Annotated in this window: 22 protein-coding genes and 1 pseudogene; 10 read left to right on the top strand and 13 right to left on the bottom strand. The window is 60.4% G+C overall.

Features of this window, described 5'->3' with window-relative positions:
• Position 1: 1 nt before the first annotated feature.
• The 11 genes from GHK62_RS04995 to exoX all read right to left on the bottom strand — a co-directional run bounded on the left by GHK62_RS04995 (position 2) and on the right by exoX (position 8,943).
• The gene (locus tag GHK62_RS04995) at positions 2 to 1,015 is read right to left on the bottom strand and encodes a glycosyltransferase family 2 protein (RefSeq protein WP_153437217.1); all 1,014 of its coding nucleotides are present in this window, start codon (positions 1,013 to 1,015) and stop codon (positions 2 to 4) included.
• Positions 1,012 to 1,962, bottom strand: coding sequence for a glycosyltransferase family 2 protein (locus GHK62_RS04990; protein ID WP_234886773.1), 951 nt, complete (start codon positions 1,960 to 1,962; stop codon positions 1,012 to 1,014). Before GHK62_RS04990 ends, GHK62_RS04995 begins: the two co-directional genes overlap by 4 nt.
• Positions 1,959 to 2,951, bottom strand: coding sequence for a glycosyltransferase family 2 protein (locus tag GHK62_RS04985; protein ID WP_153437216.1), 993 nt, complete (start codon positions 2,949 to 2,951; stop codon positions 1,959 to 1,961). Before GHK62_RS04985 ends, GHK62_RS04990 begins: the two co-directional genes overlap by 4 nt.
• The gene (locus GHK62_RS04980; RefSeq protein WP_153437215.1) at positions 2,948 to 4,156 is read right to left on the bottom strand and encodes a glycosyltransferase family protein; all 1,209 of its coding nucleotides are present in this window, start codon (positions 4,154 to 4,156) and stop codon (positions 2,948 to 2,950) included. Before GHK62_RS04980 ends, GHK62_RS04985 begins: the two co-directional genes overlap by 4 nt.
• Positions 4,157 to 4,265: 109 nt before the next feature.
• Complete coding sequence (exoK, locus tag GHK62_RS04975; RefSeq protein WP_153437214.1) at positions 4,266 to 5,057, bottom strand: endo-1,3-1,4-beta-glycanase ExoK; 792 nt, start codon at positions 5,055 to 5,057, stop codon at positions 4,266 to 4,268.
• Between the two features lie 5 nt (positions 5,058 to 5,062).
• The gene (locus GHK62_RS04970; RefSeq protein WP_153437213.1) at positions 5,063 to 5,458 is read right to left on the bottom strand and encodes a hypothetical protein; all 396 of its coding nucleotides are present in this window, start codon (positions 5,456 to 5,458) and stop codon (positions 5,063 to 5,065) included.
• A 494-nt stretch (positions 5,459 to 5,952) separates the two neighbouring features.
• Complete coding sequence (locus tag GHK62_RS04965) at positions 5,953 to 6,210, bottom strand: hypothetical protein (protein WP_153437212.1); 258 nt, start codon at positions 6,208 to 6,210, stop codon at positions 5,953 to 5,955.
• A gap of 18 nt (positions 6,211 to 6,228) precedes the next feature.
• Positions 6,229 to 6,696, bottom strand: coding sequence for a thermonuclease family protein (locus GHK62_RS04960; RefSeq protein WP_234886776.1), 468 nt, complete (start codon positions 6,694 to 6,696; stop codon positions 6,229 to 6,231).
• A 290-nt stretch (positions 6,697 to 6,986) separates the two neighbouring features.
• Positions 6,987 to 7,319, bottom strand: a complete 333-nt coding sequence (locus GHK62_RS04955) for a hypothetical protein (RefSeq protein ID WP_153437211.1) — start codon at positions 7,317 to 7,319, stop codon at positions 6,987 to 6,989.
• 114 nt (positions 7,320 to 7,433) lie between these two features.
• Complete coding sequence (locus GHK62_RS04950) at positions 7,434 to 8,459, bottom strand: glycosyltransferase family 2 protein (protein WP_153437210.1); 1,026 nt, start codon at positions 8,457 to 8,459, stop codon at positions 7,434 to 7,436.
• Between the two features lie 193 nt (positions 8,460 to 8,652).
• Entirely contained in the window at positions 8,653 to 8,943 is a 291-nt protein-coding gene (exoX, locus tag GHK62_RS04945; protein WP_153437316.1) for an exopolysaccharide production repressor ExoX, read from the bottom strand.
• A 780-nt stretch (positions 8,944 to 9,723) separates the two neighbouring features.
• Between exoX and GHK62_RS04940 the strand changes: the two genes are divergently transcribed.
• The 4 genes from GHK62_RS04940 to GHK62_RS04925 are packed head-to-tail and all read left to right on the top strand — an operon-like array spanning position 9,724 to position 14,046.
• On the top strand, positions 9,724 to 10,404 hold the full coding sequence (locus GHK62_RS04940; protein WP_153437209.1) for a sugar transferase: 681 nt from the start codon (positions 9,724 to 9,726) through the stop codon (positions 10,402 to 10,404).
• A 60-nt stretch (positions 10,405 to 10,464) separates the two neighbouring features.
• Positions 10,465 to 11,736 (top strand): polysaccharide biosynthesis/export family protein, encoded by a 1,272-nt coding sequence (locus GHK62_RS04935; protein ID WP_153437208.1) that lies wholly within the window; start codon positions 10,465 to 10,467, stop codon positions 11,734 to 11,736.
• Positions 11,737 to 11,744: 8 nt separating this feature from the next.
• Complete coding sequence (locus GHK62_RS04930) at positions 11,745 to 13,025, top strand: O-antigen ligase family protein (protein WP_153437207.1); 1,281 nt, start codon at positions 11,745 to 11,747, stop codon at positions 13,023 to 13,025.
• Positions 13,026 to 13,050: 25 nt separating this feature from the next.
• Positions 13,051 to 14,046, top strand: a complete 996-nt coding sequence (locus GHK62_RS04925; protein WP_153437206.1) for an acyltransferase family protein — start codon at positions 13,051 to 13,053, stop codon at positions 14,044 to 14,046.
• Between the two features lie 67 nt (positions 14,047 to 14,113).
• Here GHK62_RS04925 and galE read toward each other — a convergent pair whose 3' ends face one another.
• A complete protein-coding gene (galE, locus tag GHK62_RS04920) occupies positions 14,114 to 15,100 on the bottom strand; it encodes a UDP-glucose 4-epimerase GalE (protein ID WP_184108781.1) in 987 nt (328 codons plus the stop codon).
• 489 nt (positions 15,101 to 15,589) lie between these two features.
• On the opposite strand from galE, the gene GHK62_RS04915 reads away from it, so the two are divergent.
• Positions 15,590 to 17,446, top strand: coding sequence for an ABC transporter ATP-binding protein (locus tag GHK62_RS04915; protein WP_153437204.1), 1,857 nt, complete (start codon positions 15,590 to 15,592; stop codon positions 17,444 to 17,446).
• A 97-nt stretch (positions 17,447 to 17,543) separates the two neighbouring features.
• Here GHK62_RS04915 and GHK62_RS04910 read toward each other — a convergent pair whose 3' ends face one another.
• Positions 17,544 to 17,771, bottom strand: a complete 228-nt coding sequence (locus GHK62_RS04910) for a hypothetical protein (RefSeq protein ID WP_234886772.1) — start codon at positions 17,769 to 17,771, stop codon at positions 17,544 to 17,546.
• Between GHK62_RS04910 and GHK62_RS04905 the strand changes: the two genes are divergently transcribed.
• The 5 genes and pseudogenes from GHK62_RS04905 (at position 17,755) to queE (ending at position 20,758) form a co-directional block, all read left to right on the top strand.
• Positions 17,755 to 17,928 (top strand): hypothetical protein, encoded by a 174-nt coding sequence (locus GHK62_RS04905; protein ID WP_234886771.1) that lies wholly within the window; start codon positions 17,755 to 17,757, stop codon positions 17,926 to 17,928. The two genes, GHK62_RS04910 and GHK62_RS04905, sit on opposite strands and share 17 nt — an antisense overlap.
• A 15-nt stretch (positions 17,929 to 17,943) precedes the next feature.
• A pseudogene (locus tag GHK62_RS04900) lies at positions 17,944 to 18,719 on the top strand (amino acid ABC transporter ATP-binding protein).
• A gap of 238 nt (positions 18,720 to 18,957) precedes the next feature.
• Positions 18,958 to 19,668 (top strand): 7-cyano-7-deazaguanine synthase QueC, encoded by a 711-nt coding sequence (queC, locus tag GHK62_RS04895; RefSeq protein ID WP_153437203.1) that lies wholly within the window; start codon positions 18,958 to 18,960, stop codon positions 19,666 to 19,668.
• Complete coding sequence (queD, locus tag GHK62_RS04890; protein WP_153437202.1) at positions 19,668 to 20,024, top strand: 6-carboxytetrahydropterin synthase QueD; 357 nt, start codon at positions 19,668 to 19,670, stop codon at positions 20,022 to 20,024. Before queC ends, queD begins: the two co-directional genes overlap by 1 nt.
• Positions 20,021 to 20,758 (top strand): 7-carboxy-7-deazaguanine synthase QueE, encoded by a 738-nt coding sequence (gene queE / locus GHK62_RS04885; RefSeq protein ID WP_153437201.1) that lies wholly within the window; start codon positions 20,021 to 20,023, stop codon positions 20,756 to 20,758. Before queD ends, queE begins: the two co-directional genes overlap by 4 nt.
• Positions 20,759 to 20,807 lie beyond the last annotated feature (49 nt).

Genomic DNA, 20,807 nt, shown 5'->3' with positions numbered 1-20,807 from the left:
TCTATCGTCCTTTGCTTGTGTAAGGGCTCTCGCCCAGCGGGGGTGGTTCGGCCGCCGCCGTCATGGGGGCGGTGTTTGCCGAGCGCGCCGCAAGGCGGCGCAGTCGTACGACGATCGGCATGTGCAGATGCCGAAGCGCTAGCGGGTCGGCGAGCGCAGCCTTCAGCGCGCCAGCCAACGATCTGCTTTTCAACTGCTCGACGAGGAGGAGAAACGAGCGCGCCTGGTGGAAGCCGCGGGTACGCTTGCGCTGCATTCTCTCCGACAGGACATCAAGGGGGTAGCGACGCAGGAACGCTTCATCCGCGGACATCATGGCATCGATATGGTCGAGCTTGAGCACCCGCGAGATGGAACCCTCGCGGATATGATAGATGTAGCCGGCCGAGGGTTCGATGGCGCAGCGACCGCCGGAGGCAAGCGCCGAGGCAAGCAGGATATAGTCCTCGCCGATCCGTAGCGCCTCGTCGAAACGAAGGTCATGCTCCTCGAGGAAGCGCCGTTCGAAGACGGGCTTCATGTAGCCGAAGTTGTGTTGCGAACGGAAGATCACGTTCGACTCGATGAAGGCGGGGAGCGTCAAAAGCGGCTGCCGGGCGAGCTCGGCCTCCGCAAACATTCTGACGCTCCGCCCGTCGAGCGAGACGACGTCGAGATTGTCGACGACGACCTGTGCTGCCGTCTTCTCGGCGCGCTCAATCATGCGCGCCAGCCGGTCCGGCCTGACGGTGTCGTCCGAATCGAGCACGGCGATCCACTTGCCGCGTGCTGCCGCCAAGCCGGCGTTGCGGGCCCCGCCCGGCCCCCGATTTTGCTCGAGGGCGATCAGGCGCACCCGCGGGTCGGCGATTGTCGAAACGATCTCCACCGTCCCGTCCGATGAACGGTCGTCGACGACGACCACCTCGACGGTAACGCCTTCCTGACGAAGTGCACTCTCGACGGCGCGCACGATGGTGTCGGCGGCGTTGTAGGCGGCCACGACGAAGGTGACGTCCGGAACGAACCCGCTCATTGCGATGTCACCCCCGTTGCTCCGTATTGTTCAAGTTCCTTGTGCCCCAGGAGTCCGCTCACGACGCCGGCGTGCATGATTGCGCGCAACGCAAAACGATAGCGATGTACCGGCGAGGGCAGGAAAAGCAGGGTCGCCAGCGAGCAATAGGCCGATTTGGCCGACGCCAGGGCGAGGTTCCAGGGCTGCCGTGAACGGTTCGATTTCTCCGACAGCAGGCGGCCATGCGTCTGGCCGGAGCGAAAGCGACGCTTCGCAAGCCACGAAAACGAGGCCCGCTTTTCCGGCACCGGTTCGTGAACCCAGGCCCCCGGGGCGAAAGCGATCGCTCCTCCAGCGTCATGCATCGCGGCGAAGAAGTCGGTGTCCTCGCCGCCGCTCTTGCCGAGTGCGAGCTTGAAGCGACGGCCAGCCACCGCCGGGGCCCCGAGGTTCAGCAGAACATTGCAGGTGTAGCCGGTGCGAATTTCGCCGCCGACCCAGACCGGCTTCGTCGAATGAAAGTCGCCGCGACGCATCCAGGCGGGCGCCGACGTGCCGTAGGCCGCGCGGACCGGGCCCAGGACCGCCTCGGCACCGCTGGTCCGCGCCGCTTCCACGAGGGCTGCCAACCACTCTTTCGAAGCGGTCTCATCGTCGTCGATGAAGGCGAGAAAATCGCCCGTGCTACTGTCCAGGCAGGCGTTGCGCGCGAGCGAGATATTCGACGCCGGGCAATGGACATAGGTAATCTCGAAGGGCATCTCCGGGCGGAGAGCCTCGACCTGAGGCTTCGCGGTCGGTTCGACGTCATTGTCTGCGACGATGATACGGATCACAGCCCTATCGGGCACCGTAATTGCCGCGAGTGAACGGAGCGTCTGGACGACCTCCGGCCGCCGAAAGGTGCAAACAGCGATATCGATCCGCATCGGTTTCGCGGATGTTTCGTTGATTGCGGCGGTCATGGGTGCACCCGAAACCGTCGCAAATCGAGAACTTCGCGCCAGAAACCGGCCGACCAGGCGAGGTGCATGACCATTGCCGAGACAGCAGCCAGCGGCCCATAGGGATTTCTCTGGCCGAGCGCCATCCATGCGCCATAACCAAGGCACGCGAGAGCCCAGACGCCGAACGGAATGGCGGCGACCCAGTTGACGACCGCAAGCAGTGCCCCGACCGCCACCGGCGCGACCGCCAGCGGCAGTATCTGCCGCAAGCCGGGCATGGCGCGATGCTTGAGGAAGTTCTTTGCACGGCCGCGGCCGTAACCGAAATATTGCCGGAAGAGCGGACCGACCTTTGCGCGCGGGTAGTAGACCATGTTTGTCTTGTCGGTCATCCAGATGCGGTACCCGGCTTTCGCCAAGCGGTAATCCAGCTCGGCATCTTCATTGTGGCTGAAGGTCTCGTCGTAACCTCCGACCGCCTGGAAAGCCGCGATACGCATGAGCGCGTGGTGCCCGTGTTCGACCCAGTGGCCAGCCGCGCCGGCCCGATGTTTGGAGCCGCCGTTGCCAAGCTTCGAATTCTGGGCAAAGGCGGTTGCCTTCTGAAAGGTGCTGAAGCCGACGGTCTGCATCGCCACGACCACGGAATCGGCATCGGTCGCCACGGCCTCTTCGACGAGACGCTGGCAATAGTCGTCCGGGTAGCTCCCGTGCGCGTCGACGCGGATCAGGTAGTCGAAGGAGGACCCAAGTTCCGAAACGGCGCGGTTGATCGCGGCGCTCTGTATGCGCTTCGGGTTGTCGAGGAAAAGGACACGCTCGTCGTCGGCGGCAAGACGGCTCGCGATCTTGCGCGTCCCGTCGGTGCTACCGCCGTCGACGATCGCGATCTTTGCGTTCAGCGGCTCCAGCGACGGACGCAACTTTGCGACCAGCCCTTCGATATGATCGGCCTCATTGAGGCAAGGGATGACGATCAGGCTGGAGGTCAAACGTTTCGGGTTCATAGCAATCCCCCCTCATTGTGGCGGGGCTCCGGTACGGCCGGGGTCGGTATTGTTTGGGGCGTTTCGACTGCGAGCGCCGCGAGGCTCCGCACCAATGCCTCGCAGTCCGTGCGGTCGAAGACCCAGGTTCCCGGGTTGCATTGGGCGACGCCGTTAGCCGCTTCGATGTATCGATCTGGTGTCATCGATCCGATCAGCGTCGCAAGGCTCTCTGCGGTGACCTCTTCCAGCACCATTCCGATGCCGCGAACCGAGAGGAAACGTGCCGTCTCCGTGCCTTTCATGGCGATCGGCACCCGTCCATAACGGCATCCCTCATAGAGGCGGTTCGGCAGCAGCCATGCGGAATTCTGGCCCTCCTCGAAGAAATCGATCGCCCATGTGAAGTGGACGTCGCCATAAATGTCGGCGAGGTCTTCCGGATTGCGATAGGCGCCCTCGAAGCTTACGAAAGGCTCATTGCGGACGAACGCATCAAAATCCTCGAATTCGGAATGGGCGGGTCTACCCCGCAAAACGATTTCGAAGCGGCCCTCCATCCTGCGGGAGAACTCGGAAAGCAGCGCGAGGGACTTGGCGCAGCGTAACGCCCCGAACCAACCGATCTTCCATGGAGGACCAGGCACCGGGCATTGCGCGGAATCAGCAATCCGATCCGCGGGGCCATCGATTTCGAGAACTTTGTTTTCGAGAAGCAGTGCCGGTGCATCGACCCCCGAGAGCGGCCGGAAATAATGTTCGATGAAGGCTGGAGAACTGGTTATCAGCCAGCGCGCATCGCGTCCGAGACGAGCCTCGGTGGCACGCAGCGCACGCCCGACGACATCCTTGCGCAGCAGCAGGCGGTGTATGTCGAGGCACTCGTAGACAATCGGCACCTGGCCGCCGAAAATCGTGACGGCCCGTTTGGCAACGGCCAGCATCTCGAGATTGCGTGCGATGATCAGGTCGGGTTTGCCGACATTCGCCAGCTTGCTCTTCAGCGAAAGGCAGGCGGCGGCAACCGCGCCGATACGCTGCGCAAAGCGACCGTCGGCTGTGATCCCCAGTTCGACAGGTTCCATGCCTGGCATGGCGGCGAGCGAATTGGCGTCCCGGCGAAAGCCGGCAAGCGTTACGTTCGCCCCGCCCGCGACAAGCGTCAGAATCCGACGGCGTACAGCAGGATCGGCAAGGTCCTGCGCCAAATAAAGTATCTGCAGCATGAAAACATCCGTTTCCCTGCTCAGCCCCAGCCGAGCTTAGTTCAGTTTTTTGTGCAACGCAACAAAATGCGAGATATGCTCAATTGATGGTCAAATGCTCAGTATCCGCTCAATCCATGCGGCAAGCGACTGATTCGGCGAACTGGCACTCCTCGCCAAGGGCCGTGAAGGCGACGCGATCGACCTGAAGGGTCGTGGGCTCCGTGTAGGAAAATGTGCCCATCCAGTCGCTAAGAGTGTCCGTGCCCCAGAGGCTGAAGAAGATCTTCTGCGCGTTCGACGGGATCTTCGCCGGATCGGTCACCTCATGGACCAGTTCGCCGTTGACGAAGTAGCGGATCCGATCCTTCTCCCAGATAAAAGCGTAGTCGTTGAAACCTTGGTTGGCGCCGCCGGGAACATCGGCAAGATACTCGTTGCCGCCCTTGGCCGAGACATATTGATTGACCTGGACTTTCGCCGGATTCTTGCCGAGCACTTCGAAGTCGATTTCGTCGTGCGGTTTCTTGTCGGCCGGGCCGATGTAGGTGAAAAAGGCGGAATTCAGCCCAGACCCGTCGGCCGTCTTGATCCGCGCCTCGTATGTGCCATAGCCGAAGCGCTTGCGGCTCTGAATTTCACCGCAGGCGAAATTGCGCTCGCCTTCCTTTCGATGCTCGAAGGTAAGTTCCAGAATGCCGTTGTTTATCTTCACCTGCTTCTTGGACCAGGTGCAGTTCTGGTGGGCACCATTGTTCCATCCGTCCGAGACAAACCAGAAGCCGGTGTTCAAACCGTCGAAATCGTCCATGAAGGACGCGCCATTGGCGCTCGGCTGGGCGACTGCCGTTCCGGCGAGGCCCGCAAGCGGGAGCGTGACGAGTGTGAGGTGGCGCAGGCGCGTATAACAGTCGGATATCATTGTCATTACCTTTGTTGCGGCGAATAGCTCGCATGTCCTCCAACTTGTGCCGGAAGGGCCATTCGCTCTGTACCTCCTCGGCTGCCCGCGAGGGCGCCGAGCAGGTCGGGTGCCAGTCGTCCCATGAGATTGCGGGAAGCGAACAGGATTACGATCACCAGGACTGGCATCGTGAAGTAGAAGAGGGGGTAGTACGTCAGCCCGCTGCGGTTCCAGAGCATCCAGAACAGGACGAGCAACGAAGAATGGGCGCAGAGAGTCCAGACGCTCAAGCCGAAAGCGCCCCGGAACAGGCTCGTCTGCTGATCAAACGGGACGCGCACGAACACGATGCCGGAAACCGGCACGATGCGCATCAGATCGATCGACACACTCGCGTCCATACCCACGATGTCAGTCACTCCCTATCTGGCAGCGCCTCGGCGGCAGCCGTTTCAACAGAGCAGTCTTGAGCCCACGGGAAATAAACTAGGGCATCGGCGAAGAAAAAATATGGCGGTGCAATAGGAAAATGCAACGGACCATGCTGCACTGCACCTAAGCGGCGAACCCGTTGAAAACCGGCGGTAGCTGCTTCATGCCGCCGTTCTACGAAAAAGCTCGGTTTCGTCGCATGTTGCAGAAATTGTGCCCCGCAAAATTTTGGGACAAGCAAAAGTTGAGTTACAGAAATATGATTTTTTCAAACGATTGAGCTTTTGGACGACCAATCGGGCGCTGGAGCGGCGACATGATGAATTGCGGCAAGGTTTGGGCAGTTTTTGGCGTTCGCAGGAAGAGCGAATCGGCGAGTGGCAAAGCCGTTGAACATGCTCGGATATTCGGCGTGGGGCCGCGGCGTGGTTCTTCACGAACCGTTTTAAGGACAAACGGCGCCCACACAGTATCTGCGGCGTCACTCGTCGTCGTGCTTCGCGGAAACGGTTCGCGTCTCGTTCTCCAGCAGGGAGCCGGCGACCTCCTCCGCGTCGTCTTCGCGGCTCTCGGCCACTCCCCTGTCTCTTGATTTCAGCGAGGGCATCAAGAGCGCGACGATGATGCCGATCGGGCCAAGTACACAACCAATCAGCAGCCAGCGGAGACTGTGTCCGCCCCTGAGCGCGGCCACGACCGCGGTCACGATGCTGCATAAGATCCAGATTTCAACGATCATCGATTTCGCTTGCTGCCTTCAACACGTCGGCCCTCCGTTCACGCGCCCGGGCGGTGCCGGACACAACTGGCCGAACTGACTGCGCCAAATGCCGGCGCCGGCTGAACGGGCGGTCGCCTGCGCATCGGCATAGACGCCCTTACTGTGCTCTTCCCGGTCGATTGCATTACCGGTCTCGACCAGCCAGCGGTTCACGTCTTTGCCGTCGGCGCGAAAGCACGTGCCGACAAAGCGGCCATAACGATCGCGCTTGACGAGTTCGCAACGCGTCGGGCGGGAAGCCGCCAGAAACGCGTCCAACGCGGAAGCCGCTTCGTCGCCGCATCGGTAGTCCAGGCCCTTCTCGTCCAAGCAGACTTGCCAGCCTTCCGGTGCGTCGACGCCACTCAACTGGATCCGCTCGCCAGCGACTTCAATGGTGTCGCCATCCACAACCGACGCTTGACCAATGATCGGCTCGTCCGCTTGCGCACTGTTCGCCGTCATCAGCAGAACCAGGAAAAGCTTAATTTTCCCCTTCGTTACTGGAGACGAGGCGACGTTGCAATTCGATTTCATTCGGGGGCGAGACGAAGGACGGCTGTCGCCCAACGCCGTTGCGGCCATGCCGATCATGCCCAGGTCCCATCCAGCCTCAGTCGCTATCAGCCTAACGCAGCTAGCCTGCCTTTCGCATCCTGCAAAACTTGGGGTGAATGGTCGTGTGAGGCGCATTTCCGCTGATTAAGCCCGCGGCAGCGAGCCGAGATGCGCAGTACGAGCGGTCGGCGAGGCTCTCAGAAGACAAACATGTAAAGAAGAACGATAACGATCAGGGGAACACCCATTAGCCAGAGAATGATGCCTTTCATGCCACTTACCTCCATATCGTTACGCGATAAACGCGAAGGCTCAAGAAGCGTTCCTTTTTTGGCCTGCAGGCAACAAAAAAGGCCGGGGCGCCCCGACCTTTTCCCCTTCGCTGCTCTATCTGCCAGTACATCCGTGGTCAGCGTTCCGAGCGCGAAGCCTGCCTGCAGGTCAGGCGATCTCGCCGACATCTGAACAGGCAATCTGTCGACGCGGATGTCGGAATTCCACAGAACGATTACAAGAGCGGTCGCGCCCAATCTTTTCGCACACTACTCGACGGAAGCCGCGATCCTGATATCCGTCCGGCGCCGCCGCCTGGAGCGGAGCGGGGGAGGCCGTCGCGCAAGTCACTGCAGACCTGTGAGCTTCGGCTATTTCCCCGGCTCGGTCATGGGTGCGTCAAGCAGATAGCGGATGGCGCCCGAGCCGCCGAGCGCGACCGGCGCGACGGATTCACGGGGCCGAAAACGTTCTGTCTTGTCGGCAAGGATTCCGCCGACGATCGCCGGCAGCGCACCGGGATTTGTGAGTCCGTAACCTATCGCGCTCATGTAGCCCGCATGGTTTTTGAGGTCGAGAAAGTGCCGCAGTTCGTAGCGGTCACGGATGTGGCGCTCATGGCGCCGGATGGCGGTGGCGGCATCGGCGCTCAATGCGCCTTCGGTGAGGATCGCCCGGTCCGCCTCGTAGAGGCGCCTCAGGTCTGCCGTGCGGTGACTGCCGCTCAGTGAATTGCCTCGCACGACAGCGGCATAGCCGCAGCTGTGGATGATCTTGTAACGGGCGCCCTTCGCAAGCGCGCGGGCGTAGAGGTCGTAGTCTTCACCAAGGCGCAGGTCTTCCTTGTAGCGCAGCAGATGGCTGTCGAGGAACGAGCGCCGCATCAGCGGCTTGAGGAAGCCGATCTCGCCGCGGCGAACGCCGCGCCGGGAGATGTTGCCTTCGACGAAACCGACGAGATCGAGCAGGCGGGGACTGGCCGTGAAACGGCCGATCCGACCATGGGCGGTTTCCGCCTCGCTGGCGTCGATGAACGCGATATTGTCTGCAATGAAGTCCCAGCCATCCTCGGAAAGGAGTTGACGAAGCCGACCCGGAAGAAAGAAGTCGTCGGCATCCAGTACGCCAAGAAGAGGGGACTGCGAGATCGCGATCGCATGATTGCGTGCGGCGGCGGGACCGCGGTTTTCGTCGAAGCGGACCACGTTCAAACGGCCGCTTCCGTCATCCGCGGCGCGTGCGGTGCGGGCAGTGTCATCGGTCGAACCATCGTCAATGACGATGACTTCGGCAGCCTCTGGTTCCGCAAGGGCGGAGGCGGTCGCTCTGGTGATCGTGTCGGCGGCGTTCTTTGCGGCAATGATGATGCAGACATTCGTCGGCGCGGCTACGGTCATACTGGACTCCAGCAGTTGATCGAGATGCGTCGGTGTAATCTTGGTTTCCAACGGCTTTGCAAAACATGGCCGGCGATCATGTCGCAAACGCGTCAAGCGCAAATTTTTTTGCGGTGCGGCAGAAGGACGCCGCCGCCAAGGCCGTGGTCAGGTGCCTGCCTTGACTGGAGAAACTGCGCGGGGAGAAATGATTTCAGGTGTTGGAGTGGCCCGGGCGGTTCAAACGGCGAATGGAGATCTTGCCCGATTGCTTGTCGTCGGACGCAGATTCGATCGACGCCTTGCCGGGAGACAATTTGCGTCGGTCGCGGGCTTCCTTCCAGACCAGGAACAGGACGGCGATGAAATATCCGACCTGCAACAGCACGGCACAGATCAGGGTCTGTATCGCGGTCGAAAGCAGTGAGCCGTTCAGGAGATAGGTTGCGATGGCAAAAGCCACCAACGCGCCAATCATGCTGGCAAGAACGCGCGGCGCGAACATCGCGTTACCGCCCTTCGGATTTTCGACTGGTACCGTCATTCGACACTAAGCCCTCTCCTCCCATTCCCACTATATTAGTGGTCGCTTTTCTCTTCAACATGCAAGCCGCAACTTTGTTTCTGCAGTTTCTACCGCGCAATTCTTTCCGCCATCTTCACCCGCGACCGTGGACAAATCACTTCGGAGTGATCGTGTGCAGGCATGCAATTAAAGATGGTGTGTAAGGAAAAATACAATACAACCGAGGAAAATGGGATACTGAACGGCTTGTTTCGCTGGCCCCTGTGATTAGAGGGGTAAATGCGAACTCATTCTGATTGCTGCATCTTTCCGCATTGCGAAACGCGTTTGTCCGATCAACTTTTGTTACAAGTTTATTGCAAAAAGACCGAGAAAAATGTGCGCCGCAAAATAATGGTGCGATGCAAAAAGCTGAGCCGGAATTACCCCTTGTCAATTTCGCACCGGCGCTGCCTCTGGCCGTCTGAGTGAAACAATGATTCGTTTCGTGTAATACTTCGCGATCCGAAAGCATTAAGTCCGCCCGATGTTTCAACGTGGCAGGCATGCGACAAACTATCTTAGTTATAAATTTCGGATCGTTATAATTAAATTTTAGTAATAGTGCCTGCGTCCGGTCGGCCGAAACGGGTCGGCGACGGGGTGCCCCGACGCGGCCTTGATTTCGCCTTCAAAAAACAAATTCTCACCATACACTCGCGCTAGATGACCCGCGTCCTGCGGGACCGACAATCGCAAAACGTAAATGGAGTCACCTCTATGAAGTCCGCGACTCGCTCGGCCAGTTCGCCGTTTTTCATCGCCAAAGAGACCGGAGTATTCCGGCCGATAGGAGGCATATCGAAACGAAGTTTTGACATTGCCGCCGCGTCCTTGGCTCTCGTGTTCTTCAGCCCGCTCTTCCTGCTCATCATGGCGCTCGTGAAGTTCTCCGATGGAGGGAGTGTTTTTTATGGACACCGCCGCATCGGTCACAACGGTCAGGCCTTCAAGTGCCTGAAATTCCGGACGATGATGGAGAATGGCGATCGCGTGCTGCAGGACTATTTCAAGGAGAATCCTCACGCCTACGAAGAGTGGCGCACAACTCGCAAGCTACAGGATGACCCACGGGTAACCACGGTAGGAGCCGTGTTGCGCAAGCTCAGCCTCGACGAGCTGCCACAGCTCCTCAACATTATTCGTGGCGAAATGAGCGTTGTCGGTCCGCGCCCGGTCGTAGAGGACGAACTCGAGCTTTATGATTCGGCTGCCGTCTACTACCTGCGCTCCCGGCCTGGTCTGACCGGTCTTTGGCAGATCAGCGGCCGTAACGACGTATCTTACGCCGCCAGAGTGGCCTTCGACACGCAATACGTCCAGAACTGGTCGCTCCTTGTCGACCTTGCCATCGTCGTCAAGACGATCCCTGCCGTCTGCTTCTCCCGCGGCAGCTATTGAAACCCTGGCGCTGATGACCCCCGGGGTCGATACAGTGTCAGGCATCAGGAAATCACGAAAATGCAACCTATCAGAACTTCGGGGACGCTTGACGTCTCCAAAAAGTTTTCCCGTTTCGCCCGCGTCGCTCTGATCGCGGTCGTTGTCGCGTCAGGAGCGACTGCGGCGGGGGCCGACGAATATCGACTTGGCGTGATGGACAAGCTGCGCGTCCGCGTTGCCGAGTGGCAGACGGCCCAGGGGGCCGTGCGCGACTGGTCGGCCGTCAGCGGCGAGTACACGATCGGCGCATCGGGTAGTATCTCGCTGCCTTTTGTCGGCGACCTGCCTGCTTCGGGCAAGACGACGACGGAAGTCGCGGCCGAGATCGGTATCCAGATGCAGAAGCTTTTCGGTCTGCGCGACCGGCCCTCGGCGTCGGTCGAAATGGCGCAATACCGTCCCGTCTATCTTACCGGCGAAGTGGAGACCCCGGGCGAGTATCCCTATGTGCCGAAGATGACCGTACTCAAGGCCGTCAGCCTCGGCGGCGGATTGCGCCGGGCCGAAAGCGGCGGGCGTTTTGTCCGGGACTACATTGTGGCGAGCGGCGAATCCGCCGTGCAGGTCGCCGAGCGCAACAGGCTGCTCATTCGCCGCGCCCGGCTCCAGGCTGAAATCGGCAAACGCAACAAGATCGAATTGCCCCGCGAACTCAATAACGTCGAGGGTGTCGACAAGCTGCTCGCCGATGAGGTGGCTTTGATGGAGTCGCGCGGCACGCGGCAGGAGCGACAACTGGCCGCCCTTGCTGATCTCAAATCTCTTCTTCAAAGCGAGATCGAGTCGCTCGGGAAAAAATCAGAGACGCAGGCCCGCCAGCTTGAACTCGTCAAGGAAGATCGCGAGAAGGTCGACAGCCTCGCCGAAAAGGGGCTGGCGTTGAGCCAGCGCAAGCTCGCGCTCGAACAAAGGGTTGCGGACGTGCAGACGTCGCTGCTCGACATCGACACCAATGCGCTCAAGGCCAAGCAGGATTACAACAAGGCGACCCAGGACGAGACCAATCTCCGCAATGATTGGGACGAACAGCTCGCTCAGGAGCTGCAAAATACAGAGTCCGAGCTCGACACGCTTTCGCTGAAGGTCGGCACCAACCGCGACCTCATGGCCGAGGCGCTGCTGCAATCGGCCGAAGCGGCGCGACTGGAAGATCAAAAATCCGAGGCGAACATCACCTATTCGATCATCCGTGACAAGGATGGCAAGCCGACCGAGATCGCGGCGAACGAGAACACCGAGGTGCTGCCTGGCGACGTCATCAAGGTAAGCGCTGCATTGGCGATGCGGTGAGTTCCAGCATGCGGATTTCGAAGGCGAGCCTCGTCAGCCCCGGGACGAATCAGCTTTACGGCACGTTCGCCGTGGCGCTGTCGTTGTTCGTCTTCGCCTATTCGCCGCGCTTCGGCCAGGTTTCGATCCTGCTCTATTACGCCTTGTGGCTGCCTCTCGTCCTCGTCGACTACCGCAAGGTTTTAGGTAATTACGGCAAGTATCTCTGGATCTTCGCCTTTACCATCTTTGCCTGCCTTTCCTTCTTCTGGTCGGCGGCGCCGGGGATGACGATGCGCACCGGCGTGCAATATCTCAGCCACGTCGTCTGTGCGCTTATTGCCATGCGGACGATCGATATCCCGACGTTCACGCGCGGAGGGATCGCCGGCGTTGCCCTTGTCCTTGTCTATTCGCTGCTTTTCGGCGCGTATCACTATGATATGCTGGACGGTACCTTCAGCTTTGTCGGCGCCTTCTCATCGAAGAACCAGTTGGGCTTCTACGCTTCGCTGGGCATATATTTTGCCTTCGTTGCCGTCTTCACCCTGGGCGAGCGCGGCATCTGGATGGCCGCGGCGGGTGTCTCCGGATTGATCTCTGCCTATTCGCTGCTGGCTTCGCAGTCGGCGACCTCGGTTCTGACGACCGTGGCAATCATCGGCCTCTCGCTCGGAATGCGGGTGATATCAGCCTTGCGGCCGTCGAACCGCAAGGGTCTCTTCCTCGCCGCGGCAATGTTCAGCGTCGTCGCAGCCGTCGCGATCGCCTATAGCGGCGGTATCGATGTGGTATTGGGCGCCTTCGGCAAGAATTCGACCCTCACCGGCCGCACCTATCTGTGGCAGCAGGGCATCGAGGCGGCAATGGCATCCCCGATCGTCGGGATGGGCTACCAGGCCTATTGGATCCAGGGATTTTCGGAGGCGGAGCGGCTCTGGGAAGAGTTTTTTATCACCGCGCGCACCGGCTTCCATTTTCATAATACCTATATCGAGGCAATCGTGGAAACGGGGGCGATCGGCCTCCTGTTGTTGACCATGGTATTGGTCACAACGGTCTTCGGCCACCTGAAGCGGTTGCTTTCGGAAGAACGCGATCCGGATTCGATGGTGCTTTTCGGCATAGCAATACTGCTTCTCATCCGATCTTTCGTCGAGGTCGACATTCTCAACCCGTATCACGTCGGTTCGTTCTTGCTGTATTTTGCGGCGGGCAAACTGACGATCAAGCGCACGCGACCGACCATGAACTGGCTCTGGCCGGAACACGGGCGTTCTACAGCCTACAGAGTTCATTTCAGCGCATAGTAGCTTGCGTCTTGGGGGCGCTTGAATGAAAACGATCTACGGGATCCAATACCTGCGTGCTGCGGCGGCGCTGGCGGTCGTGATATTCCATGCCGCTGAAAAGACCGGCCATTATTTTGCGATCGGTGCGGCCGGCGTTGACGTCTTCTTCGTCATCAGCGGCTTCATCATGTGGGTGATCAGCGATCGCCGTCCCGTCACACCGGTGCGGTTCATGGTCGATCGCATTCGCCGTATCGTGCCCATCTATTGGCTGGCGATCATGGTCATGGTCGCCGGAGGGATCGCTGGGCTCTTCCCGAACATGGTCCTGTCTGTCAAGCATGCGCTTGCTTCGCTGTTCTTCATTCCAATGCGCTCTCCGAGCAATGGCGAGATATGGCCTGTCCTGGTGCAGGGCTGGACGCTCAATTTCGAGATGCTCTTTTACGCCGTGTTCGCACTCTCGCTGTTTCTGCCGCGAAACTGGCGCCTGCCTGCGATCGCCGGTCTGTTCTTGCTCCTGGTCCTGGCCGGATCGGTGATCAGCTTCGACAATGCTTTGATGCTGACGTACACGCGACCCGCCATCCTTGAATTCGTGGCGGGCATGGTGATTGGCGAGTTGTGGCTGAAGGGCAGGGTGCCCTCGCTCGCTCCCGGCGTGGCGCTGATCGTTTGCTCGTTCGGCGGTTTCGCGCTTGTCGGCCTTCTTCGCCTGCCACTCGACGAATTCACAACCGGCCCGCTTGCGGTGATGCTCGTCGTCGGCGTCCTCTCCGTCGAGGCTCGCGGATATATCCGTTCGCTGCAGGTGCCGAACCTTCTCGGCAATGCTTCCTATTCGATCTACATCTGGCACACTTTCGCGATTTCCGTGGCCGCCAGGGCCGCTTCGATGGTCGGGGTCGATGCCTGGATAGCGATGGTGGCTTCGGTGCTTTGCGGCACGATGATCGGCATTGCCGGCTATGCGATGCTGGAGCGTCCGTTGCTTTATCGAAAGCGCATGCAACCGGCGGCCCAGAGTCTCGCTGGCTAGCAGCGCCGCGCCTCTTCACAGGCACGGCGCCGGAGCGCTTCGAATTGTTTCCGCAGACTCGCCGAAATCAGACGCCCTGATTTCTGCGTGAATGCCAATTCCAGGCGGACTCGGTGATCGCCGCAAGGTCGTATTGCGGCTCCCAGCCAAGCACCGCGCGCGCCTTGTCGTTATTGGCGACCAGCGTGGTCGAATCGCCTTCGCGCCTGTCGGTATAGCGGATATTGAACGGCCGCTTCGCAACCTTTTCGATTGCGCTCAGGAGCTCCTTGACGGTCGTGCCCGTGCCCGTGCCAAGGTTGAGCTCGACGCTCTTGCCGCCTTCCAGCAGGTAGTCGACCGCCCGCACATGCGCATCCGCAAGGTCGAGCACATGGATATAGTCGCGCACGCAGGTGCCGTCGCGGGTATCGTAGTCGGTGCCGAACACGCTGAAACTTTCCCGCCGGCCAAGTGCCGCATCGATCGCGAGCGGTATCGCGTGGGTTTCCGGCTCATGCCATTCGCCGATCCGTCCTTCAAAGTCGGCGCCGGCAGCGTTGAAGTAGCGCAGGATCACGGAGCGCAGGCCCTTGTAGAGGTCATAGTCCTTCAGTGCCTGCTCGCAGACCCATTTCGTGCGCCCATAGGGGTTGATCGGCGCTTGCTTGTGCGCTTCGTCCATCGGCACGCTGTCGGGCAGCCCGTAAGTGGCGCAGGTGGACGAGAATACGAAGGCGTCGATCCCGGCAGCAAGCGCTGCCGACAGCAAGGTGAGCGTGCCGATGACATTGTTGTCGTAGAATGCGGCCGGATCCTTTACCGACTCACCGACTTCGATCATGGCCGCAAAATGCAGAATCGCGCGCGGTCGATGTCGTGCGAGAACGTCATCGAGACGCTTGCGGTCTCGAATATCACCTTTTTCGAGAACGCCCCATTTGACGAATTCTTCATGGCCGTTCGAGAGGTTGTCGTAGACGATGGGCTGGTAGCCTTTGGCGGCCAGTTGGAGGCACGTATGGGAGCCGATATAGCCGGCGCCGCCGACGACAAGAATGTTGTTGTTCTGCACAGGCAACCTCGAGATTCACATCTAGTTTCAATAGGAACCGTTGCACCGTTCGCAACGAATAGCGGCGAAATTCCCAGCAGATTGTAAAAGTTCTGCGAAGCGGGCGGCATTTTCATCGAACGCGGCTGTTTCGCGCCGAAGGGTAACGGGCAACTGTTGCAAACGGGCTGCACCTTGCCCGCGGCGAGATGAAAATACAATATCCGCGCTTGGCGCTTCGGCCGCATTCAACTATAAAGGGTCTTCCGGCAATCAGAATCAGGGAGGCTAAGATGACAGTTTTTTCCTTCTCCCTATCGGGCGATCCAATATTCTCCGTGTGACAAGGCGCCTGCGCTTCTGATCGCATTTTAGGGGATTGGCTTCGTCCGGTGCTCTCCGTCTTGGAGGCTGCGCCGATTCATTGATGCCGCACCAGTTGCTTTCCCTGTCGGCATTCCTTTCGTGACCTGATTTTGAGGCCGGTGCACGCGTCACCGGGCAAATCATATGGCTTTTACCCGTTTTGTGGCGCGCGACCGCGCGTTCCGTAGTGTCTTCCGCTTTTGCTGGGCCCATTGGCAGAGGCAGCCGGCGCGGCTCTCGGTTATCCTCGGCGCCGTGCTTCTTTCCACGCTTGCCGACGTGTTGACGCCGCTTTATTCCGGCCGGCTCGTCGACGCCGTCGTCTCTGGTGCAGCTACCGACGAAGTTGCCTGGAACGCGGCTGTCTCGGCTTTTCTCATGCTGATGGCGCTGTCGCTCGGCGCCATTGTGCTCAGGCACGTGACGTTCATGGGCATTGTCAGCCTGACGCTGAAGATGATGTCCGATATCGCCTCGGCCGCCTTCCATCACATCCAGCGGTTTTCCAGCGACTGGCATGCCAATAGCTTCGCCGGCTCGACCGTGCGCAAGGTGACTCGCGGAATGTGGGCGCTGGATCTCTTGAACGACACGCTGCTGGTCGCGCTGTTCCCGTCGGTGATCATGCTGATCGGGTCGACGGCGCTGATGGCCTGGTACTGGCCGATGATGGGCGTGATCATCGGGCTTGGCTCGATCGCCTTCATTGCGGTCACCGTCGCCCTTTCGCTCGGCTATGTGGCGCCGATGGCAAGCCTTGCCAACAGTTGGGATACAAGGCTCGGCGGTGCGCTTGCCGACGCGATCAGCTGCAACATCGTCGTCAAGGGTTTCGGCGCCGAGCGTCGCGAGGATCAACGCCTCGCAAAAGTGCTCGCCAAGTGGCAGAACCGGACGCGGCGCACCTGGACTCGCGGAACGGTCAACGGCACCGCTCAAGGCACTATGTTGCTCCTTCTGCGCGCGGCGGTGATCGGTTTTGCCTTGGTGCTGTGGGCGAGGGGGCAGGCGAGCGCCGGCGATATCACCTTCGTGCTGACATCCTTCTTCATCCTGCAAGGATATTTGCGCGAAGTGGGCATGCACATCCGCAACCTTCAACGGTCGATCAATGACATGGAGGAGCTTGTCGACATCCATGCCCAGCCGCTTGGCATCGAAGACCGGGCCGGTGCGAAGCCGATCCGCATCACCGACGGCAAGATCGAGTTCAAGGACGTGACCTTCCACTACGGCGCGCACCGGGCACCGCTTTATGACCGCTTCTCGGTGTCCATCCGTGCCGGCGAGCGGGTCGGCCTCGTCGGGCATTCCGGTTCCGGCAAGACAACCTTCGTCAAGCTGATCCAGCGGCTCCACGACCTGAAGGCTGGCGAGATCAGGATCGATGGGCAGGATATCGCCGGCGTGACGCAGGCGTCGCTCCGTCAGCAGATCGCCATCGTGCAGCAGGAGCCGATCCTGTTCCATCGTTCGCTTGCGGAAAACATCGCCTATGGGCGCCCGGGAGCGACCCAGCGGGAGGTCGAGGAGGCAGCAAGGCTTGCGAGCGCGCATGATTTCATCGCGGCTCTCCCGAAAGGCTACGGGACGCTGGTCGGCGAGCGCGGGGTCAAGCTCTCCGGCGGGGAACGCCAGCGCGTCGCCATCGCCCGGGCGTTCCTCGCGGACGCGCCGATCCTGATCCTCGACGAAGCGACATCGAGCCTCGATTCCGAATCCGAGGTGCTGATCCAGCAGGCTATGGAGCGGCTGATGATGGGACGCACGACCCTGGTGATCGCGCATCGGCTGTCGACGGTGCGCGCGCTCGACCGGTTGCTGGTCTTCAACCGCGGGCGCATCGCGGAAGAGGGCGATCACGACACGCTCATTCGTGTGAAAGGCGGCATTTACCGCGGACTCTTCGAACGGCAGGCGTTGGAGCTCACCAAGGGGTTGTCCTCAACGACGGCTGAGATCGCCCGCGTTCAAGCAGGAATTCAAAGGCCGCGCGTCTGACAGGGCGCGCGGCCTTTAGCGTCGGTTTGAGCGGTTTTCGGCTGTTCGGCGCGAACTTAGGGAAGCGAATTGCGCATTCGCTTCCCTAAGATTTGCATTAGGTGTTGGCGCCGTGATCGCGGCCCTCGCCGGCGCCGAAACAGTGGCCGGGCTGGAACGCCACCCGGACGGTGGTGATCGGGCCGAGATCGTTCCAGGCCATGCGATGCAGGATCAGCAGCGCCTGACCTTGCCTTGTCTGCAGCAATCGCGCGTCGCGCCGGTCGGCGTGGAAGCCGGCTTGCTGCAGGCCCGGCGCGGCGCGCGGATTGATCCTGTCGATCATAACGGTTCCCGAGCTGCTGTATCAGGTGCAGCGCATGTCGGCAGAAATCTTCCGCTATTTGGAAGCAAACCTGGTATTGGCGCTGTTCTTCTGGGGGCTGGTCAGGCGATCTCGCGTGTCGGCCACAGACTGGAAACGCGCATCACGAAACATCTGATCGAAAGGACGTAAGATGCTTGCTGCGTCATCCGTCGAAATCCGCAAGGTCAACAAATACTTCGGCAACTTTCATGCTTTGAAGAATGTCGACCTGTCGATCCTGCCGGGCAAGGTCACCTGCCTGATCGGACCTTCAGGCTCGGGAAAATCGACCCTCCTGCGGTGCATAAATTTCCTTGAGGTTATGATTCTGGTGAAGTTCGCATCGACGGTCAGCTGATCGGCTATGAAGCGCCGGGCAAGAAGATGTCGGGCCGCAAGCTGCGCGAGATGCGCCGCTCGATCGGCATGGTGTTTCAGCAATTCAACCTCTGGCCGCACATGACCGCCAAGGAGGAGAATGTCGCCGAAGGGCTGATCCGCGTGCGCGGCATGTCGAAATCCGAGGCGGAGAGCCGTGCCGCCGAGGCGCTGACCAAGGTCGGGCTGGCGGACAAGATGGCAAACCACCCCTCGCGGCTTTCCGGCGGCCAGCAGCAGCGCGTTGCGATTGCCCGCGCGATCGCCATGGAGCCTAAGCTGATGCTGTTCGACGAGCCGACCTCTGCGCTGGACCCGGAGCTGGTGGGCGAGGTGCTGAACGTCATGAAGGCGCTCGCCTCCGAGGGGATGACCATGGTGGTGGTGACGCACGAGATGGGTTTTGCCGCCCATCTCGCCGATCAGGTCGTGTTCATGGAGAAAGGTGAGCTGGTCGGCGTGGACAGCCCTGACCGCATCCTGCATCATCCTGAGGACGCGCGCATTCAGTTCTTTCTGCGCACCTATCATGAGCGCAACAGCTTCTGAGTGTGGGGCGGCGTAGCGGCGACTGACGCGCGACCGGCTGAGGTCCGGTCTTCGCCGCTCCCGCAACGCCGGACCTCTGCTCCGCGGGTTCCGCCCCACATGGGTCGCCGCAGGCAACAAGACTTCACGACGGTGATCTACAACCTGTCTGGTATTCACAAGGCTCGCCGTTTGGCCTAAAGAACGCGCAGGTAAAACTCCGGTCGCAGCCTACCCGGTCAAAACAAGGACACCTGTCATGAAAATCATTGTGATCTGCTCCGGCGGATTGGATTCCGTTTCGCTTGCCCACAAGATAGCGGCGGAACACGAACTTGTCGGCCTGTTGTCGTTCGACTATGGCCAACGGCATCGCAAGGAACTCGATTTCGCCGCCGCCTGCGCCGAACGTCTTGGCGTGCCTCACCAGATCATCGATATCCGCGAGATCGGCCGCCACTTGAGCGGCTCGGCATTGACCGACGATGTCGACGTTCCGGACGGACATTACGCCGAAGAAACCATGAAGGTAACGGTTGTGCCGAACCGCAACGCCATCATGCTTTCGATCGCTTTCGGCGTTGCCGCGGCGCGCAAGGCTGATGCGGTGGCGACCGCTGTACACGGCGGCGACCACTTCATCTATCCCGACTGTCGGCCGGAATTCATCGACGCGTTCCAGACGATGCAGAACCATGCGCTGGAAGGCTATGCCGACGTCACGCTCTATGCGCCCTACGTCAATGTCTCCAAGGCTGAGATCGTTGCGGACGGGGCGAGGAACGGAACGCCATTCGCCGAGACCTGGTCCTGCTACAAGGGCGGTGCGCATCATTGTGGCCGTTGCGGCACCTGCGTCGAACGACGCGAAGCCTTTCATCTGGCCGGCGTCGAGGATCCGACGCAATACGAGGATCCCGATTTCTGGGTCGCAGCTACAGGCGCCTTCTCCGCCGAGGAGGTGAAATAATGTTCCGCATTACCAAGGAATTCCATTTCTCCGCCTCGCATCAACTGACGAACCTGCCGCCTGAGCATCAATGCGCCCGGCTGCACGGGCATAACTATGTCGTCGAGGTCGAGCTTTCGGCCGAAACATTGAACGAACACGGTTTCGTTCGTGACTATCATGAGCTCGCGCCCTTGAAGCGCTACATCGACGAGACCTTCGATCACCGGCATCTCAACGACGTTCTCGGCCACAACCGGGTGACGGCGGAATGTCTGGCGCGACACTTCTACGACTGGTGCAAGGCGCGGCTGCCGGAGACGACCGCGGTGCGCGTCAGCGAAACGGCGAAGACCTGGGCGGAATACCGGCCATGACCTCCGAACGATCCGCCGAGATCCGCGTCAGCGAGATTTTCGGGCCGACCATACAGGGCGAGGGCGTGCTGATCGGCCTGCCAACGGTCTTTGTCAGGACCGGCGGGTGCGATTATCGCTGTTCCTGGTGTGACAGCCTGCACGCGGTCGACAGCCGCTATCGCGACGAATGGCGGGCGATGTCGACGGAAGATGTCTGGCGGGAGGTCACGCGGCTTTCCGACGGGAAACCGCTTATGGTTTCGCTCTCCGGCGGCAATCCGGCCATCCAGCCGCTTGGCCAACTCATCGATCGCGGTCACCACCAAGGCTATCGTTTTGCCCTCGAAACGCAGGGTTCGGTTGCCAGGGACTGGTTTGCCGATCTCGACGTATTGGTGCTGAGTCCGAAGCCGCCGTCGAGCGCGATGGAAACGGATTGGCAGGCCTTCGACGCGTGTCTGCGGATGTCTGAGGGCAGGCCGCAAACCGTGCTGAAGATAGTCATCTTCGACGAAGCGGACTACGCCTATGCCCGGGCGGCGGCAGCGCGCTATCCGCAACTGCCCGTCTATCTGCAACCCGGCAACCACACACCGCCGCCCCCCGATCAGGACGATGCGGCGATCGACATCGATGGCATAATGGAGCGTATGCGCTGGCTGATCGACAAGGTTGCCGAGGACCGCTGGTTCGAGGCGCGCGTGCTGCCGCAACTACATGTCCTGCTCTGGGGCAACAAGCGCGGCGTCTAAGTCCGGAAATCGCCTTATTTCAAAGCGTTATGACAGGACCTTAATGCAT

This window comes from Sinorhizobium terangae (genome assembly GCF_009601505.1).
In the GTDB taxonomy this organism is placed as follows: Bacteria; Pseudomonadota; Alphaproteobacteria; order Rhizobiales; family Rhizobiaceae; genus Sinorhizobium; species Sinorhizobium terangae.
Note: the sequence above shows the minus strand (reverse complement) of the source record. Positions and strands in the feature narration are given on the sequence as shown.

What these genes read in the sequence shown, in the direction of transcription:
- GHK62_RS04995 (WP_153437217.1), bottom strand. Translation starts at nt 1,015, where the DNA reads ATGAGCGGGTTCGTTCCGGACGTCACCTTCGTCGTGGCCGCCTACAAC.
- GHK62_RS04990 (WP_234886773.1), bottom strand. Translation starts at nt 1,962, where the DNA reads ATGACCGCCGCAATCAACGAAACATCCGCGAAACCGATGCGGATCGAT.
- GHK62_RS04985 (WP_153437216.1), bottom strand. Translation starts at nt 2,951, where the DNA reads ATGAACCCGAAACGTTTGACCTCCAGCCTGATCGTCATCCCTTGCCTC.
- GHK62_RS04980 (WP_153437215.1), bottom strand. Translation starts at nt 4,156, where the DNA reads ATGCTGCAGATACTTTATTTGGCGCAGGACCTTGCCGATCCTGCTGTA.
- exoK (WP_153437214.1), bottom strand. Translation starts at nt 5,057, where the DNA reads ATGATATCCGACTGTTATACGCGCCTGCGCCACCTCACACTCGTCACG.
- GHK62_RS04965 (WP_153437212.1), bottom strand. Translation starts at nt 6,210, where the DNA reads ATGATCGTTGAAATCTGGATCTTATGCAGCATCGTGACCGCGGTCGTG.
- GHK62_RS04960 (WP_234886776.1), bottom strand. Translation starts at nt 6,696, where the DNA reads ATGACGGCGAACAGTGCGCAAGCGGACGAGCCGATCATTGGTCAAGCG.
- GHK62_RS04950 (WP_153437210.1), bottom strand. Translation starts at nt 8,459, where the DNA reads ATGACCGTAGCCGCGCCGACGAATGTCTGCATCATCATTGCCGCAAAG.
- exoX (WP_153437316.1), bottom strand. Translation starts at nt 8,943, where the DNA reads ATGTTCGCGCCGCGCGTTCTTGCCAGCATGATTGGCGCGTTGGTGGCT.
- GHK62_RS04940 (WP_153437209.1), top strand. Translation starts at nt 9,724, where the DNA reads ATGAAGTCCGCGACTCGCTCGGCCAGTTCGCCGTTTTTCATCGCCAAA.
- GHK62_RS04935 (WP_153437208.1), top strand. Translation starts at nt 10,465, where the DNA reads ATGCAACCTATCAGAACTTCGGGGACGCTTGACGTCTCCAAAAAGTTT.
- GHK62_RS04930 (WP_153437207.1), top strand. Translation starts at nt 11,745, where the DNA reads ATGCGGATTTCGAAGGCGAGCCTCGTCAGCCCCGGGACGAATCAGCTT.
- GHK62_RS04925 (WP_153437206.1), top strand. Translation starts at nt 13,051, where the DNA reads ATGAAAACGATCTACGGGATCCAATACCTGCGTGCTGCGGCGGCGCTG.
- GHK62_RS04915 (WP_153437204.1), top strand. Translation starts at nt 15,590, where the DNA reads ATGGCTTTTACCCGTTTTGTGGCGCGCGACCGCGCGTTCCGTAGTGTC.
- GHK62_RS04910 (WP_234886772.1), bottom strand. Translation starts at nt 17,771, where the DNA reads ATGATCGACAGGATCAATCCGCGCGCCGCGCCGGGCCTGCAGCAAGCC.
- queC (WP_153437203.1), top strand. Translation starts at nt 18,958, where the DNA reads ATGAAAATCATTGTGATCTGCTCCGGCGGATTGGATTCCGTTTCGCTT.
- queD (WP_153437202.1), top strand. Translation starts at nt 19,668, where the DNA reads ATGTTCCGCATTACCAAGGAATTCCATTTCTCCGCCTCGCATCAACTG.
- queE (WP_153437201.1), top strand. Translation starts at nt 20,021, where the DNA reads ATGACCTCCGAACGATCCGCCGAGATCCGCGTCAGCGAGATTTTCGGG.